Below are 16,502 nucleotides of genomic sequence, written 5' to 3'. Positions count from 1 at the left end.
CCTCGCAGGCCGCGCCCCCTCCATCCGGAGGGGGTGTCCCGGATCACGTTCCGGCACACTGTTTCCAGTGCGCGAGTTCCCCCTTCTTCCATGGGGCAGGATTTCGCGCGACACTGCCTTCGAACTTGTGGTTGCCATCCGTCCGGAGGTTTTCATGTCCGTCGTCCGAATTTCATCCGCCCGGCGCGCATGCGCCCGGCATTCTTGCAGCCCTGGTGGCCATGCTGCTCGGAAAGATGGGGATGGATGTACTTTGACGCGCACACCCGCAGCTACTCGCGCTCGGCGGTTCTGGGCTACTACGCCGGCCGCGAGGTTGGGGTGTTCGGGCCCGGCTCGCACTATGGCCGCCAGGACGACCTGCTGACCGACTTCCGCGCCCTGGACGGGGCCAACCGGCTCTACGTCCCCACCCGCGGCGTGCTGGACCCGGCGCAGGGGGAGCCCTTCTTCGACGAGGTCCGGGCCAAAAAGGTAACGATCCCCGGCGTCGAATGGTCGATTGGCGAGGGCCATAGCTTGGACTGCGCCGCCTACCACGAACAGGTCCTGAACCCGGCGCTGGACCGCTACTACGACTTCCCAGACTGACTCCCCGACAAGGCCGCTGCGACTTGGTCGGCCGCCACGCCAATCCCGCCATTCATTAGCCTCTCTCTTTTTCACCTCCGTTACGTTTCCCCCTCCGAACAGACGGGGCCAAAGCGCCCCCCCGCGTTCAGAATTGCGATACGTGCCACACAAGGTGGCGAAGTCCGCTTTGTCCAAGTCAGAATCCGGGGGGATTTAGCATGCCAACATTTCCGCAGACGTCCATCAGCCATGCCGTACGCCGTGCACTGCCGCAAGGTCCACTGCATCGTCGCGTGATCTCCGCTTGCCTGCTAATACCCTCCGCCCTGGCCATCAGCATCGGCGGCGCCACCGCTGACACGCCAGTCGAGACGCGTTGGACCGCCGGCGATCAAGATGACAACTGGGTTGAAGATGGAAACTGGGACGAAGGGGCCCCTGTTCCTGGCTCGGATTTGTGGGCCACCATCAACGACAGTGACGCCGTCGTCGTGCTCAACAACGAGACAGGCGAGACGGGCCGGCTGAGGCTGATCAACGGGCAGCTGGAGGTCCAGGACGACGGCGAACTGAATCTGGAACTCCTTCAAATGTATTTTGGCCGCATGGAGATCAACTCTGACCAGGAAGCGGCCGAGGTTAATTCGACCCGTAGATCATCAATCGGGACCTTTCCTTCAAATGATGCAACCGTCGTAATTTCAGGAGACGACGCCAAGTGGATTCAAGAAGAAGAGGAGCTGACGGTCGGCTGGGCAGGAGAAGGCACGCTTCGCATCGAAGATGGAGGTCGTTTCGAGCAGCTCAGCTCCTCCCCCGTCGTCGCAGGCTTCCGGGAAGATGCAACTGGGACCGTCATTGTTGACGGGGATGGATCGACATTTGAGGCGGAAGGGTTGCTGGTCGGAGACGCCGGCACAGGCACGCTCCGGATTGAGAATGGGGGCGAGGTCACGGTGCAGGAGGGTCCCCTGAGTGGTAGCCACGAAGTCGCTCTCGGCGTAGAGGAAACCGGTGACGGCACGCTCATCGTTACCGGCGATGAATCTACCTTGGATACGAATGTATTACGGGTGGGCCAAGCGGGACACGGCCACATGGATATCCTGGACGGAGCGACGGTTGCTTCTACCACGAACTCCCATATCGCATCCGCCTCCGGCAGCACAGGCATCGTGAGCGTCGGCGATAATGCGTCTTGGAATACGGGGAACAATTTCCGGGTTGGAAACCACGGCGCTGGTGAGTTGTTGATTGAGGGAGACAACGCTTTAGTATCGAGCCGCAGTAATCCGATTCTTGGTTACTGGTCAGGATCTGAAGGCACCGTCCGCGTCACCGGCTCGGGAACCCGGTGGGAAATCAGCGAGTCGACGACAGGCGATCTTAACGGAAGGCTGAGGGTTGGGTTTCTTGGCCGTGGGCATCTGGAAATCGATGACGGGGCGGAAGTCGCCGTCCAGGGCCGTGCCCGAATCGGGACGACTGATGAAGATAATCCGCTGAGCGAAGCAGTCGTTAACGGCGACCTGACGGCGGAAGTCATTGATGTTCACGCACGCGGGCGCCTGTCCGGGACTGGTACGGTCACCGGTACAACGACTATCGAAGGGCTGCTTGCGCCCGGCAATTCCATCGGCACTCTGACGGTGAACGGCGACCTGGCGCTGGACGACGGATCGACCTTTGTGGTCGAGGTGAACGACGGGGGTAATGTCGCGGGCGTAAACAATGACTCGGCCACAGTCTCGGGCCAGCTGGACATCGACGGCGGCGCATCGGTACACGTCACCGCCGAAGACCCCGCGGCGGATGGCAGCTCCTGGGCACCTGAAACCACCTACACCATCCTCACGGCAAACCAGGTGAACGGCGAGTTTGGCTCCATCAGCGATGACTTTGCCTTCCTGTTCCCGCAGTTGTCGTACGACGATGAGAACGTGTTCCTGACACTGATTCAGGGCAGTGATGTCGCCAGCGTCGCCAGGACACCGAACCAATTCGCGGTGGCAGGGGCGATCGACACCGCAACCCAGAGCGGCGGTCTCGAGGACATCGTCGCCAACGTGATTGTCATGGACGAAGACTCTGCACGTGCGAGCCTGGATGACCTCTCCGGGGTCGACCACACCCATGCACAACAGATCGCCCTGCGCGGCGGCCAGCGCTTCCGAGCCGGGCTTATTGGCCGCCTCACCGGCCACGCTGGCGCCTCCACCCTTGGCGAAACCGCCAGCCTCGAACAGCTCGCCGGCGTCCAGCTCGCCTCGGCCGGGCAGTCGCGCGGCCTGCTTGGCGAGGATGCGGAAACCGCCCGCGGCTGGTGGGTCAGCGCCGAAGGCGGCCGCGGCGACATCGATGACTCCTCCAATGCTACCGGTGCCGACTACCGCTTCACCGGTCTCTCCGTCGGCTTCGACGCCCCGATATCCAACTCGCTGCACCTCGGCGCTGCCATGGGCTATGTCCGCAACCGCGCGGATACCGCCGGCGGCGATGTCGATGTCGACTCCATCCACCTCGCCGGCTATGGAGGCTGGCAGCGGGATGCCCTCTACGTCCGCGGCAGTGTCGGCGTGGGTTATCACAGTGCCGACACCGAGCGCTTCGTTGCGACCGTCGGTCAAACCGCCGAGGCTGACTACTCCGCAACCGGCATCGGCTCGCGTATCGAGGCCGGCTACGCCTTCGAAGTGGGTGAAGCCGCAACCCTCACCCCGTTCGGTGGGCTCGACTACGAGTACCTGCGTCGTAACAGCTTCTCCGAATCCGGCGCCGGGGCCGCCAACCTCGAGGTCGACCGTGAGAACGAATACTCCCTGCGCAGCCAGGCTGGTGTTCGTTTCGATAAGGCGTTCGAAACCACCAATGGCTACATGGCCCCCTATGTCGAAGCCGCCTGGGTCCACGAACACGGCGATCGCAGCAGCCGCATGAACACTGCCTTCGCCGGCGACACCGCCACTGGCTTCACCATCGACGGCCCCAGTCTGAGCCGAAACCGCGCCCGCATCGCAGTCGGACTCGATGCCCGCCTCAACGGGGATTCCTTCCTCAACGTCGGCTACCAGGGCGAAATCGCCGGGTCGGATGACCTCCACGCGGTCGGAGTATCTTTCCGACGTACCTGGTAAAGGGCCCCACGGGCTCGGTCCCCTGACGGGGGCCGAGTCTTATCCGCTTGTTATAAACGTCGAGGCATGGTCCGAACTTTCATAGCAGGGGCCTTTCGCGAGAGACTCCTCCGAACGGGTGAGTCCCACCTTCCGGAGGCTTTTTAATGTCTGTCATTCGAATTCATCAACCATGTCGACGCGCGCTCTGCGTTCCAACACTGCTGGCCATCCTGATCACCCTTCCAGCAGGCGCGTTCGCCGGAAATTCCGGCGTGACGAATGGAGGGTTCGATCCGATGGCCAAACCCGAAGGCGAGGTCATCCTTCGAGTCGAAGGAGCGATCCAGCATGCCAACGACGGGGACGGCGCCTTACTCGACCGCGCGATGCTGAACCTTCTGCCGCAAAGAGACCTCAAGACCACCACGGTGGTCACTGACGGGGTCAACCATTTCGAGGGCTTCCTGATGCGGGATCTGCTGGAAGCACTGGGCGCAAACGGGAAAGAAGTCGTGGCCGTGGCCCTCAACGACTACATCGTCAATATCCCAATGGAGGACTTCCACGACTATGACGTCATCATCGCCCATACTCAGGATGGCGACACGCTAACCCGGCGCGACAAGGGCCCATTGTGGATCGTCTACCCGCGCGACAATCACGCCGCGCTGGACGACATCCGCTACGACTATCGCTGGGTGTGGCAGTTGCAACATCTAAAGGTGCGATGACAGCCCAGCCAGCCAGCGAGCAACGAGCGGCACTCGGGCATGCGCCCGGCCGCGGCTCCATCAGCAGCCTGCGCCGTGTCTCCACGTATGTCCTCCCACTACTGGCAGTGGTCACCTTTGCGACCTTCCTCAGCATATCGCTGGTGCAATTGCACGATTTGGAGCAGGACATGCGCCGCAACGTGGACGAGAACATGCTTTGGGTCATCACCCAGGCACAGGTCGCCAGCCACCGCCTGGATGAAGAGGTCCACCGGCTGACTCTCGGCGACATCGATGCCCGTCCCGGGCTGCGTTATGACGTGCTCACCAGCCGCCTGGCCCTGCTGGATGCCGGGCCGCAGCGGCGGTACCTGCGGCGCATCAATCAACAAGAACGATTGGACCGCAGTCTCGAACACTTGGCCCAACTGGAACCCCTCGTCGACGATGTCGCCAAGGACAACACCGAGGCCACGAATGCCGTCTACGCCGAACTCAAGCCGCTGATGTCGGCCCTCAATCGCATTGCGAATACCGTGATGATGGAGGAGTGGGAGACCACGGGGGATCGGCTGGACGAATATCGCGCCAGCCTGATCCTAGCCATCATCATGATGGTCGGAATCCTCGTTAGCGGGATTATCCTGACCGCCCTGCTGATGATCGCCCTCCGTCAGCGCCGGCACGCCCAGGCAACCCTCGCCGCGCACCGTGACCGACTGGAGATCGAGGTGCACAGGCGCACCCGCGACCTGGAGGCCGAACGCCGGCACGTAGTGGATGCGATCGATACCGCCCCGGACGGATTCGCCGCTTTCGACGCCGATGGCCGCCTCACTCTGCTGAATCCGCAGTTTTCCGGCCTGCTGCCACTGCCCGAGGACGCCCTCGAAGAGGGACAGTCGCTCGCATCCCTGCTGGACCAGATCCGTGCCGTCACCCGGCCGGATACCGAACACGCCGACCCGGAGGCCATCAGCGCCGACGACGGCGCCCAGTACGACCTGGAAGTTCCCGGACGCGGCTGGGTCCAGATGACCCTGCGCCGCACCGACGACGGCGGCCAAGTCCTGCGCCTCGCGGACATCACCAGCTACAAGGATGCCGCACACAATCTCGAACGCTCACTGAAACGCGAACGCGGCGTCAGTGAGTTCTACCGCAGTTTCGCCGCCATGGTCTCGCACCAGTTCCGCACTCCGCTGGCCATCATCGATTCGGGCCTGCAACGCCTGCTGCGCCGTGGCGATGACCTGGACTACACCGCTCGCCAGGGACGTTATCGCCAGCTGCGTGACACCGTGGCACACATGACCCGGCTGATCGAGAACGCCCTGACCTCCGCCCGCCTCGAAGGCGGACACGTGGCGGCCGAAGCCGGCACCTGCGACCTGCGACCGCTTGTTGAACAAGCGGTGGAGACCCAGCGCCAGATCACTCCGGACAACCCCGTGCACTTGAGCATTGAACCCGAAGGTCCGATATGGACCCGCTGCGACCGTGCGCTGGTCGAACAGATCCTCGCCAACCTGCTCTCGAACGCCGGCAAATACTCCCCCGAGACCGCACCCATCGAGATCGAGCTGCGCGCCGCCCCGGACAAGGTCGTCTGCCACGTCATCGATCACGGCATAGGCATCCCCGCGGAAGACCAGATCCAGCTGTTCGATCGGTTCTTTCGGGCCCGCAATGCCGCGCGCCACACCGGCATTGGCCTGGGCCTCGGGATCGCGCGCCAACTGGCACGCATCCAGGGTGGCGACCTGACCATGCAGTCGGAAGAAGGCGAAGGGTCTACATTTTCGCTGGAACTCCCGCGAGGACAGGATAAGGATGAGCAACTCCACACCGAATAAAACATCCATCCCGGCTGCGCGCGTCCTCTGTGCCGAGGACGAACCCCTACTGCGGCGGGACATCTGCGAGGAATTGAGCGAAGCCGGCTTTGTCGCTATCGAGGCGGCTCATGGCGTCGAAGCTTTGGAACAGATCGACGCTGTGCGCCCCGATCTGATCCTCTGCGACATCAACATGCCCGGAAGAAATGGCTACGAGCTGCTGGCCGAGGTTCGCGCCCGCGGCCCGGATCTGGCCGAGACGCCGTTCGTATTCCTCACTGCGCTATCCGACCCACGTGAGGTGGTGGACGGCAAGCGTGCGGGTGCCGACGACTATCTGGTTAAGCCCGTCGATTTTGACCTCCTGCTGGCGACGGTTGAGGCGCGCCTGCGCCAGGTCCGCCGAATGCGCGAAAAGACCGAGGACGAATTCGCCCAATTGCGGCGCACCCTCAACGAACTCGGGCACAGGCAAAGTCGCACGAGCCTCGATATCGCCGCGCGCGCCCTGGACCCGGTGGCACCCGGCGTCATTCTGGTCGACGGCGAGAATCGCATGCTGCTCGCCAACCGCGCCGCGCAACGCATGGCCAGCCAAACAATGACGCTTACTGAAGGACGAACTCCAGAGCCGGCGCATGCCGAAGATGCTCGCCGCCTGCGCCAAGCCCTGCGGCAGGTCCTTGACGCCGGCGAGACCTCGAGCGACGCCATCGAATGCATGCGCCTGACACGTGATGGCCACCAACGTGACCTGCTGGCCATGATCTACCCTCTTCCCCACAACCACGGCGATGGCAACGACACCCACGGTGACAAGGATCCTGCCGCTGTCATCCTGTTGTCCGATCCCGAACAACGCGCCCGGCTACCGGGAGACGCCCTCGCACGGCTTTTCGACCTTACCCCCACCGAAGCGCGCATCGCGCTGGCGTTGGCCGACGGCCTGCGCCCTGCGGACATCGCGCGCGAGATGGACATTTCAAGCACCACCGTCACCTTCCACCTGCGCAACCTGTTCCAGAAGACCGACACCCATCGCCAAGCCGAATTGGTCGCCTTGGTGCTGGCCGGATCGCTGACCCTCGCCTTCGAGCGCGAGGAAGACGAGGTGCGCGTACGCTAGGTCACCATCCGCGGCGTCGAGTGGAGCCTCGCCGAGGGCCGCGGCTTTGTCGACCGCTATACGACCGGGCCATGAGAGGCTACGCAGGCACCACCGGAACCGAGACCGGTTCAAAGCAGTCCCTTGCCTGGCGCGCTAGAGTAGGACCACGTTTCAACATCGGAGACCACCCTGATCATGCCTATGGCCATCCAGCCTTTTCGACACGTCCGCCGCAGCCCATTCGTTGCCATTGTTGCGCTGTTGCTCGCGGGCCTCGCCGCCCCGGGGGCGGCGCAGGACATGGGACAACCCGGCCAACCGCAGCAGCCCGTGCAGCAGGAGCCGGAAACCACCGTCTACCAGGACTGGGAGGTCGCCTGCATCGACACCCCGAACGGCGAGCGCTGCCAGATGCAGCAGACCCTGCAGATTCAGGACGAACAGGCGCAGGGGCTCTTTCTGCAGGCCACCATCCGCCGTGAAGGTGACCAGCATGTGATCGAGGTGCTGGTGCCGCTGGGCGTGGATCTGCGCCCCGGTATCCGCATGCAGGTCGATGACGCGGGCGAGGAAATGGACGCCGGCTACGTGACCTGCGTGCAGCAGGGCTGTGTCGCCGGACGCGAACTGAACAGCCAGCAGATGAGCGCGCTCCGAGGCGGGCAGGCCCTGACCGTGGCCTTCCGCGCCCTGCACCAGGAGCAACCGTTCGTCTTTGACGTGTCCTTGATGGGGTTCACCGACGCCAGCAACGAGCTGAGATAAGAGCGCCAGGATCACCTCGGCCCCTCCGCCAGTCAGCGACTCGATGACGCCCGCGTCTCGCTCCTCGCAACCGAGCCTCGGCTTCCCCGGCCGCGCGCGGTCACGTGGCAGGCGGGCGATCGGGACTGCGGCCGCGGCCGCGCTGCTGTGGTGGGTACTCGCGGGCCACGAGGCCCTGCTGGAACCACTGGCCCTGCTGGCGATCGTTCTGGCCGGTAGCGCCAGCCTGCTGCTGCCGACCGGCCGGCCGCTCCCGTTACGCCTGCGCGCCCTGCCCGGCCTGCTGGGCTTTTTTCTTCGCAACTCGTTTCTGGGCGGCCTGGATGTCGCGCGCCGCGCCCTGGATCCGCGCCTGCCAATCCAACCGGCGTTCGTGACCTACCGAACCGAACTGGCCCATGGGCCGCCGCTAACCCTGTTCATGGCGGTCATTAGCCTGTTGCCCGGCACGCTCAGCATTCGGCTGGAGGGCCGGTTGTTGACCCTGCATGTGCTGGATCGCGACGCCGACACCCGGGCGGCGCTGATCGCTCTGGAACGACGCATCCGGGCCGCCTTCCGCGACCCGCGTGACGACCGCGACAAACGCAACGGGCAAAACTCGTGAGCGTCTTCTACCTGGCCGCGGCGCTGTTCCTGCTGGGCACCATCCTGCTGGGTCTCGTTCGGGTACTGCGCGGGCCGGGTTCCGGGGACCGGATGCTGGCCGCGCAACTATTCGGCACCACCGGGGTGACGATCCTGCTGCTGCTGTCGCTGGCACTGGAGGAATCCGCCCTGGTGGATGTGGCGCTGGTCTTTGCGCTGCTGGCGGTGGTCGCCGCCGTGGCCTTCGTCCGCCAGCACGGCCTGCCGGAACCACCGGATACCCCAATCCACCGCCAGCACGCGGAATCCGCCGAGCCGGAGGAGCCGAACGATGATCGCTAATACCCTGACCGTGGTCCTAATCCTGGCGGGGCTCGTGTTCTTCGCCGCCGGCACCGCCGGGCTGCTGCGCTTCCCCGACGTCTACTCGCGCCTGCATGCGTTGACCAAGGCCGACAACGTCGGGCTCGGGCTGGTGGTACTCGGACTGATGTTCCAGGCCAGCGGTCCGGCGGACATCCTCAAGCTGCTGCTGATCTGGCTTCTGGTCCTGGCCGCGGGGACCACCGCCGCGCACATGGTGGCGCAACGAACCTGGACCCACGGGGAGTTCGAGTCGGATCGATGAACGGGCTGCTGGTCCTCTTCGATCTGGTCCTGCTGGCCGGCATCGTCGGGGTGGCCTGGCGCTGCCTGGCGAGTACCGACCTGTTCCGGGCCGTGGTGCTGTTCATTACATTCGGATTGCTGCTGGCGCTGGCCTGGGTGCGGCTGGAGGCCCCGGACATCGCGCTCGCCGAGGCCGCGATCGGCGCGGGCATCACCGGTGCCCTGCTTCTGGTCACGCTGGAACGCCTGCGCAGCATCATGGCGGAACGTCGCAGTGGCCGCCCGCATACGCCCCCGCCCGACCCCACCGGGCCGCATGCCCTGCTGCGGGCGCTGCACGACCCACCGCCCGAACGCCGGACCTTCCTGCCCGCTTTGACCTTTGCCCTGGTGGTCGGTGGACTGCTGGTCACGGCGCTGTGGCACCAGCCGCATTCCACCGGGCTGGAACCGGTAGTGGATGCCCACATGGACGTCTCGGGCGTCGATCACCCGATCACCGCGGTGCTGCTGAACTTCCGCGCCTACGACACCTTCCTCGAGCTGGCGATTGTCCTGATCGCACTGCTGGGCGCGTGGTCGCTGGGGCGACATGACCTGATCCCGGCGCGTCCGGCCCCGGGCCCGATCCTGCCCGGCACCCTGCGCCTGCTGGTCCCGGTCGCGATCGTCACCGGAGTGTACGTGCTGTGGGCCGGGAGCCACGCCCCCGGCGGGGCCTTCCAGGCCGGGGCCATCCTCGGCGCAGCCGGGATCCTGCTGGTACTGGCGCGGCCCCGCCAGCTGCCGATGGCGCCGGGCGGGCCGCTGCGCCTGGGCATCTCCGCCGGGGTCGCCCTGTTCCTGCTGGTGGGGCTGTACGGCCTTGCCGCCGGGCATGGCTTCCTCGGCTACGCGGAGGCCTGGGCCTATCCCCTGATCATCCTGATCGAGGTCGCGGCGACGCTCTCCATCGCCCTGACCCTGGTGGCCCTGTTCGTGGCCGGACGCCCGGCCGGGGACGACGCATGAACGGCTTACTCGAGACGGTTGCCCACACCCTGGCCCCGGGCCTGCTGTATCCCACCGGGGGAGCGATCCTGTTCGCCCTGGGCCTGTACGGGCTGATCCGCCGCCACCATCTGGTGCTGCGCATCCTGGCCCTGAACATCATGGGCTCGGGCGTATTCATGGTCCTGCTGGGTGTGGCGGCCCGTGGCGAGGGCCCGCCGGACCCGGTGGCCCAGGCGCTGACCCTGACCGGCATTGTGGTCGCGGTCAGCGCAACCGCCTTCGCCCTGGCCCTGGTGGTGCATCTGACGCGCCTGACCGGCCACGCGGTGATGCTGCCCGGGCCGCCCGATGACGACGCCCCGGTGGAGGACATCTCGCGCGAGGAACACCACGCCGATGGCGGCCCGGCCGATCGCGCCTCCAGCGAGGACCGGCCCTCGTGAGTCCCGACAGCGCCGCATGGCTCCCGGCGGGAGTCGCCGGGCTGGTGGGGCTGTCGCTGGCCGTGGCGATCCTGGCGACGGCCTGGCCACGCCAGGCCCATCGCATCGGCCTGCTGGGGGCGCTCGCGGTCACGGCCTGGGTACTGGTCCTGAGCGCAGTGTTCCTGAACGCCGGGCCGGATCCGGAGACCGCCGCGACGCGGGTGGCGCTGGGTGGCTGGGAGGCGCCACTGGGCCTGATGCTGCATCTGGACGGGCTGTCCATGACCCTGCTGGTGCTCACTGCCGTGGTGGGGCTGGCGACCAGCCTCTACAGCCTGGGCTATGTGCATGATCGCATCGAGCGGCGCCAGTTCTGGCCGCTCTGGCTCTGGCTGTGGGCCGGTCTGAACATGCTGTTTCTCTCCGGCGATGCCTTCAACCTGTACATCACGCTGGAGGTGGTCTCGCTATCCGCAGTGGCGCTGGTCGCCTTCACCGGAACGGCCGCCGCGGTCTCCGGCGCAGTGCGCTATCTGCTAGTCAACATCCTCGGCTCGCTCAGCTTCCTGATGGGGGTGGTGCTGCTGTTCGGGGAGCACGGGGTCCTCGATCTGGTGCTGCTGGAGGCCCGCACCGAAGCGGGCCCCACAGAACGCATGGCTGCCGTACTGATGACCGCCGGGCTCATGCTCAAGGCCGCGCTGTTCCCGTTGCATGTCTGGCTGGCGCCGGCCCACGCGTCGGCCCCGGCGCCGGTCAGCGCGGTGCTCTCCGGGCTGGTGGTCACCGGGTCGTTCTACCTGATCCTGCGTCTGTGGATGGGGGTGTTCGCCCCGCTGGCCACCCCGGCCTTCGGCATCCTCGTCGGGATGCTGGGCGTGGCGGCGCTGGTCTGGGGCTCGCTGCAGGCCCTGCGCGCCGGGCGCCTCAAATCGATCGTGGCCTATTCCACCGTCGCCCAGTTCGGTTATCTGCTGATCGCCTTCCCGCTGATGCTGGTGGACCCGGGCGCCTGGCGGGTGGTGGTGTTCTTCGCGGTCGTCCACGCGCTGGCCAAGGCCTCGGTCTTCCTCGCGGCGGGCACGCTGCAGCACGCCGCCGGGCATGATCGGCTGGCCGACCTGGGCGATGTACTGCGGGCGCGGCCGCGCACGGTCTTCGCCCTGGGGCTGGCCGGCGTCAGCCTGATGGGGCTGCCGTTCACCGGCGGATTCATCGCCAAGTACCTGCTCCTGGAGGCCGGCCTGGGCACGGTCCTGGCCGGTAGCGTCATCGGCGTGCTGTGGGTGCTGGCGATCGCCGGCGGCGGCCTGCTCGCGGCGGCCTACATATTCCGGATGGTGGCCCCGGCCTTTCACCGCGGACACGAAGATGCCGGCGAGGCGGTCTCGCCGTGGATGGACTGGGTACCGCTGGGCCTGGCGACTGTCGCGGCGCTCGCCGGGCTGGCCGGGACGCTGACCCTCAACACGCTCGCGCTGACGCCGGGGGCCCCCTGATGGACGGCGGCTGGCTGCTGCTCGCGATCCTGTTCAGCTCCCTCGGGCCGGGGATCGCGATCTTTTTTCTGCCCGAGCATCGCCAGGGCCTGCGTACCGCGCTGAACCTGGGTGGCGCCGGCACCAAGCTGGCACTGGTCGGAGTCCTGCTGGCCGGGGTGCTGCGCGGCGACGAATACCGCTTCAGCCTGCCGCTGATGCCGGGCATCGACCTGGTCCTGGCCGCCGATGCGTTGTCGCTGCTGTTCGCGAGTCTTTCGGCCGTGCTGTGGTTCGTGACCACCGTCTACGCGATCGGCTACCTGGAGGGTTCGCCCCGGCGCAGCCGCTTCTTCGGGTTTTTCTCCTTGTGCGTCAGTGCGACGGTCGGCATTGCCCTGTCCGGCAACCTGATCACCTTCCTGATCTTCTACGAGATCCTGACGCTGGCGACCTGGCCGCTGGTGGTCCATCGCGGTACGCCGGCGGCGCTGCGGGCCGGACGGCTCTATCTCGCCTACACGCTGACCAGCGGGCTGGTGCTGTTCACGGCGATTGTCTGGCTCACGCTCCTGGCCGGAGCCGAGGGCTTCACCCCGGGCGGGTACCTGGACGGTCTCGCGGAGACGCACGCGACCACCCTCCAGATCCTGTTCGTGCTGCTGATGATCGGCTTCGGGGTAAAGGCGGCGCTGGTGCCGCTGCATTCGTGGCTGCCCATCGCGATGGTCGCGCCGGCGCCGGTGAGCGCGCTGCTGCACGCCGTGGCCGTGGTCAAGGCCGGCGCCTTCGGCATCATCCGCGTCGTCAACGACGTCTATGGAACCGAGCTGGCCATCGAACTGGGCCTGACCGCCGGGCTTTTGGTGGTGGCGGCGATCACCATTGTCTACGGTTCCATCCAGGCCCTGCGCACGGACGACCTGAAACAGCGCCTGGCCTTCTCCACCATCAGCCAGGTCTCCTACATCATCCTCGGCGTGGCGCTGGCCGGGCCGCTGGGGATCATCGGCGGACTGGTGCACCTGGTGCACCAGGGCATCACCAAAATCACCCTGTTCTTCTGCGCCGGCAACTTCGCCGAGACCCTCGGCATCCACCGCATCAGCGAGCTCGACGGGGTCGGCCGGCGCATGCCGCTGACCATGCTCGCCTTCACCCTCGGGGCGCTGGGCATGATCGGCCTGCCACCGCTGGCAGGATTCGTGACCAAGTGGCACCTGGGGCTGGGGGCGCTGGAGGCCGGCATGCCCTGGGTGCTGGGCGTGCTGGTCCTCAGCAGCCTGCTGAACGCCGCCTATTTCCTGCCGCCGGTGATCCGTGGCTGGCTCGGTGAGCGCCGCGAGCCGTGGCACGAACCGCTGCAGGCGCATGCCGGGCCGACCCGCTTCGAGACCCACTGGATGCTGCTGTTTCCGGTGGTCTTCACCGCTGCGCTGGGCCTGCTGGTGGGGCTCTTCGCCGGGCTGGGGCTGAGCCCGCTGGGCTGGGTCAGCCTGATCGTGCGGCGCGACTATTCGCTGCCGGAGTTCGGGCTGTGAGCAGCGCCCTCCTGCTCGCCGTCCCACTGCTGCCGTTACTGCTGGCGGTATTTATCGGCCTGCACCCGGGGCAGGCGCGGCTGAACCGCCTGGTCCCCTGGGCCGCGCTCCCCGGGCTGCTGCTCGCCGCCCTGGCCCCGACCGGGCTGGAGGCGACCTTCGATAGCCTGCTGATGGGGACCCACCTGGCCGTCGACCCAACCGGGCGGGCGTTTCTGGCCCTGACTGCAGGCCTTTGGCTGGCAGCCGGACTATTCGCCCTCGGCGAGCGGCGTGACGACGCCCGGCGCGAGCGCTTTTACGTGTTCTGGCTGCTGGCCCTGGCCGGGAATCTGGGCCTGGTCCTCGCGCAGGACGCGGCATCGTTCTACCTGTTTTTCTCCCTGATGAGCCTCTCCGCCTACGGGCTGGTGGTCCACTCCGGAAAGCCGGAGGCGTGGCGCGCCGGGCGGGTGTACCTGATCCTCGCGGTACTGGGCGAGGTCCTGCTGCTCGCGGGCCTGCTCCTGGCCGTCCACGCCGCGGGGCAATCCAGCCTGGCGGCGGTGGCAGCCGCCCGCCCCGAGGGCTGGGCGCTCGCACTGCTGGTCGTAGGCCTGGGGATCAAGGCCGGCATGCTGCCGCTGCACTTCTGGCTGCCTCTGGCCCACCCGGCGGCCCCCGTACCGGCCAGCGCCGTGCTGTCCGGGGCGATGATCAAGGCCGGCCTGCTGGGCTGGATGCGGTTGCTGCCGCTCGACGCCACCGGGCATGCAGTGCTGGGCGAGACCCTGGTCCTGCTGGGCCTGGCAGCGGCCTTCCTCGGGGTGCTGGTGGGCGTCCTGCAGGTGCGACCGAAGACCATCCTCGCCTATTCCAGCATCTCGCAGATGGGGCTGATGACGGTCGGCATCGGCCTGGCCCTGTTGCTGCCGGAGGCGCGCGGCTGGCTGCTCGCGGCCGTCACGCTGTATGCCGTGCATCACGGACTGGCCAAGGGCGCGCTGTTCCTGACGGCCGGAATGCAGAGCCAGTGCCCGGGCACCCCCCTGGCCCGCGCCGCCTTTGTCCTGTTCACCCTGTTGCCGGCCCTGGCCCTGGCCGGGCTGCCGTTCACCAGCGGCGCGCTGGCCAAGAACACGCTAAAGGGCCCGCTGGCCCCCGACACCCTGCCCGGCTGGCTGGCCCATACAGAATTTCTGCTGACCCTTGCCGCGGCGGGCACCACCGTGCTGCTGCTGCGTTTCCTGTGGCGCTGGCAGGCTGGACTGCAGGCACCCACCGACGAACTTGACCGGCAGCGGTGGTGGGCCTGGGGCAGTCTTGCACTGATGGGACTGTTGCTCCCGTTCGGGGTCCTGGTCGTCGGGCCCGGCGGCCTGCCCGTCGAGCCTCGGGACTTGCATGGCCTGGCCCTGCTGTGGCCGATCGCTCTGGGGCTCGTCCTCGCCGGCATCGCCTACCGGCTGATCCGTGACCGCGAGACCCCGCGCGTGCCGGAGGGCGATCTGGCGGTCCTGTCCGAGGCCGCCTGGAGCGTCGCCCGGCGGACCCACCGAAATCTGGCCCTGCCACCACCTCGGCCGCGCCGGATGCCGGCACGCCTGCGGGTGCTGCGCCTGAAACTGCGCCAGCGCCTGGAAGACGCCGAACGCGTCCTGACCCGATGGGAGACCATCGGGCTGCTGTTCTCCGCCGCGATGCTCGGGCTCTACCTGACGTTGCTCGCGCGGTAGTCCTCCGCCACGCCAGAAACGGAAAAGGCCGGCCCGGGAAACCCCGGGCCGGCCTCAAGGTGCTTCGGACCCGTAGACGCTCGTTAGCCTCTAGGTCCCGTGCCGATCAGTTCTGATCGATGAAGTCCGCGGTGAAATCGGCCACGTCATCCGCGAAGAAGTCGCGGAAGAAGTGATCGGCACCGTCCACGGTCATCAGGGTGATGTCGCCGCTGTCCTTCACCGCCTCGATCTTCTGCGGCAGGTCCGGCACCACGTCATCCTCGGAGCCGACGATCACCAGGGTCGGGATCTGCATCCCGCGGATCACCGTGGGGGTGTCGTTCTGGCGGGTCGGCTCGTAGTAGCCAAGGAAGGCGCGCGGGGTCACGTCCAGTTCCTCGCAGTAGAGGAAGCGCACGTCCTCCATCAGGGTCTCTTCCTGATTCATGCGCTGCAGCTCGCGGGCACGATCCAGCATGACCTGCAGCGGCAGGCCGCTGTCCTCCTCGAACTCGGCCGCTGCCTCGTCCTCGTCATAGGTGGATGCGGCCACCAGCACCAGGGCGCGAATACCGTCCGGGTCGTGCTCGGTGAGGTAACGGGCGATCTGGTTGCCGCCACGCGAGTGCCCGAACAGGGTGACCGGGCCGTAGCCTTCGTCCTGCAGCCACTCGTGCCACAGGCTGACTTCCTGCAGGTGATCGTCGACCCCGTGACGCACCGGGGCGTCGCACTCGAACATGCCCTCGCGCGCTTCGATGCCGTAGCTCAGGTTGATCGACAGCGAGTTCAGCCCGTGGTCGGCCAGCAGATCCTGCACCGCCGCCATCACCTCCATGCGCCCGTGCGCCAGGGTACCGTGCAGCATCAGGACCACGCCGTCGGAGGGGCTCGCGCCCATGCCTTCCTTCATGTGACCGATCAGCGTCCGGTCCTCGTGCTCCAGCGTGACCTTCTCCGCGGCCATCGCCGAGGTGGTAAACATTCCGGCGAACGCGACGGCGGTCAGTGCAATCCAGCGGGACATGGGCATTCCTCCTGTGACTGTTGGTCCGGAA

At 66.7% G+C, this 16,502-nt stretch carries 14 protein-coding genes and 1 pseudogene; 14 read left to right on the top strand and 1 reads right to left on the bottom strand.

The window, feature by feature from the left end; genetic code table 11:
* Nucleotides 1-264: 264 nt before the first annotated feature.
* From G333_RS0113120 to G333_RS0113045, 14 genes and pseudogenes are all read left to right on the top strand, one after another.
* Nucleotides 265-650: pseudogene (locus G333_RS0113120) on the top strand (hypothetical protein); the annotation flags it as partial.
* 141 nt (nt 651-791) lie between these two features.
* Nucleotides 792-3,707 (top strand): autotransporter outer membrane beta-barrel domain-containing protein, encoded by a 2,916-nt coding sequence (locus G333_RS14960; RefSeq protein WP_231373046.1) that lies wholly within the window; start codon nt 792-794, stop codon nt 3,705-3,707.
* A gap of 146 nt (nt 3,708-3,853) precedes the next feature.
* Nucleotides 3,854-4,420 carry a molybdopterin-dependent oxidoreductase gene (locus tag G333_RS0113100; RefSeq protein ID WP_026289387.1) on the top strand — a complete coding sequence of 189 codons (567 nt, stop codon included), beginning with the start codon at nt 3,854-3,856 and terminating at the stop codon, nt 4,418-4,420.
* Complete coding sequence (locus G333_RS0113095; RefSeq protein ID WP_026340967.1) at nt 4,417-6,258, top strand: HAMP domain-containing sensor histidine kinase; 1,842 nt, start codon at nt 4,417-4,419, stop codon at nt 6,256-6,258. The genes G333_RS0113100 and G333_RS0113095 overlap by 4 nt, the downstream gene beginning before the upstream one ends.
* Nucleotides 6,236-7,366: a response regulator gene (locus G333_RS0113090; RefSeq protein ID WP_019628652.1), complete on the top strand. Its 1,131-nt coding sequence runs from the start codon at nt 6,236-6,238 to the stop codon at nt 7,364-7,366. The genes G333_RS0113095 and G333_RS0113090 overlap by 23 nt, the downstream gene beginning before the upstream one ends.
* 177 nt (nt 7,367-7,543) lie before the next feature.
* Nucleotides 7,544-8,113, top strand: coding sequence for an invasion associated locus B family protein (locus tag G333_RS0113085; RefSeq protein ID WP_081624542.1), 570 nt, complete (start codon nt 7,544-7,546; stop codon nt 8,111-8,113).
* Between the two features lie 43 nt (nt 8,114-8,156).
* The gene (locus G333_RS0113080) at nt 8,157-8,720 is read left to right on the top strand and encodes a Na+/H+ antiporter subunit E (protein WP_019628650.1); all 564 of its coding nucleotides are present in this window, start codon (nt 8,157-8,159) and stop codon (nt 8,718-8,720) included.
* Nucleotides 8,717-9,043 carry a monovalent cation/H+ antiporter complex subunit F gene (locus G333_RS0113075; protein WP_019628649.1) on the top strand — a complete coding sequence of 109 codons (327 nt, stop codon included), beginning with the start codon at nt 8,717-8,719 and terminating at the stop codon, nt 9,041-9,043. The genes G333_RS0113080 and G333_RS0113075 overlap by 4 nt, the downstream gene beginning before the upstream one ends.
* Nucleotides 9,033-9,329: a monovalent cation/H(+) antiporter subunit G gene (locus G333_RS0113070; RefSeq protein ID WP_018168620.1), complete on the top strand. Its 297-nt coding sequence runs from the start codon at nt 9,033-9,035 to the stop codon at nt 9,327-9,329. The genes G333_RS0113075 and G333_RS0113070 overlap by 11 nt, the downstream gene beginning before the upstream one ends.
* Nucleotides 9,326-10,321 (top strand): hydrogenase subunit MbhD domain-containing protein, encoded by a 996-nt coding sequence (locus G333_RS0113065; protein WP_019628648.1) that lies wholly within the window; start codon nt 9,326-9,328, stop codon nt 10,319-10,321. The genes G333_RS0113070 and G333_RS0113065 overlap by 4 nt, the downstream gene beginning before the upstream one ends.
* Nucleotides 10,318-10,746, top strand: a complete 429-nt coding sequence (locus tag G333_RS0113060) for an NADH-quinone oxidoreductase subunit K (protein ID WP_018144327.1) — start codon at nt 10,318-10,320, stop codon at nt 10,744-10,746. The genes G333_RS0113065 and G333_RS0113060 overlap by 4 nt, the downstream gene beginning before the upstream one ends.
* A complete protein-coding gene (locus G333_RS0113055; RefSeq protein ID WP_026340966.1) occupies nt 10,743-12,227 on the top strand; it encodes a complex I subunit 5 family protein in 1,485 nt (494 codons plus the stop codon). Before G333_RS0113060 ends, G333_RS0113055 begins: the two co-directional genes overlap by 4 nt.
* Nucleotides 12,227-13,747 carry a complex I subunit 5 family protein gene (locus tag G333_RS0113050; protein ID WP_018177031.1) on the top strand — a complete coding sequence of 507 codons (1,521 nt, stop codon included), beginning with the start codon at nt 12,227-12,229 and terminating at the stop codon, nt 13,745-13,747. The genes G333_RS0113055 and G333_RS0113050 overlap by 1 nt, the downstream gene beginning before the upstream one ends.
* On the top strand, nt 13,744-15,462 hold the full coding sequence (locus G333_RS0113045) for a proton-conducting transporter membrane subunit (protein ID WP_019628646.1): 1,719 nt from the start codon (nt 13,744-13,746) through the stop codon (nt 15,460-15,462). Before G333_RS0113050 ends, G333_RS0113045 begins: the two co-directional genes overlap by 4 nt.
* Nucleotides 15,463-15,568: 106 nt before the next feature.
* Here G333_RS0113045 and G333_RS0113040 read toward each other — a convergent pair whose 3' ends face one another.
* Nucleotides 15,569-16,471 (bottom strand): alpha/beta hydrolase, encoded by a 903-nt coding sequence (locus tag G333_RS0113040; RefSeq protein WP_019571982.1) that lies wholly within the window; start codon nt 16,469-16,471, stop codon nt 15,569-15,571.
* Nucleotides 16,472-16,502: the final 31 nt, after the last annotated feature.

Origin of the sequence: Thioalkalivibrio sp. AKL10, from assembly GCF_000381845.1 — a bacterium.
In the GTDB taxonomy this organism is placed as follows: domain Bacteria; phylum Pseudomonadota; class Gammaproteobacteria; order Ectothiorhodospirales; family Ectothiorhodospiraceae; genus Thioalkalivibrio; species Thioalkalivibrio versutus.
Note: the sequence above shows the minus strand (reverse complement) of the source record. Positions and strands in the feature narration are given on the sequence as shown.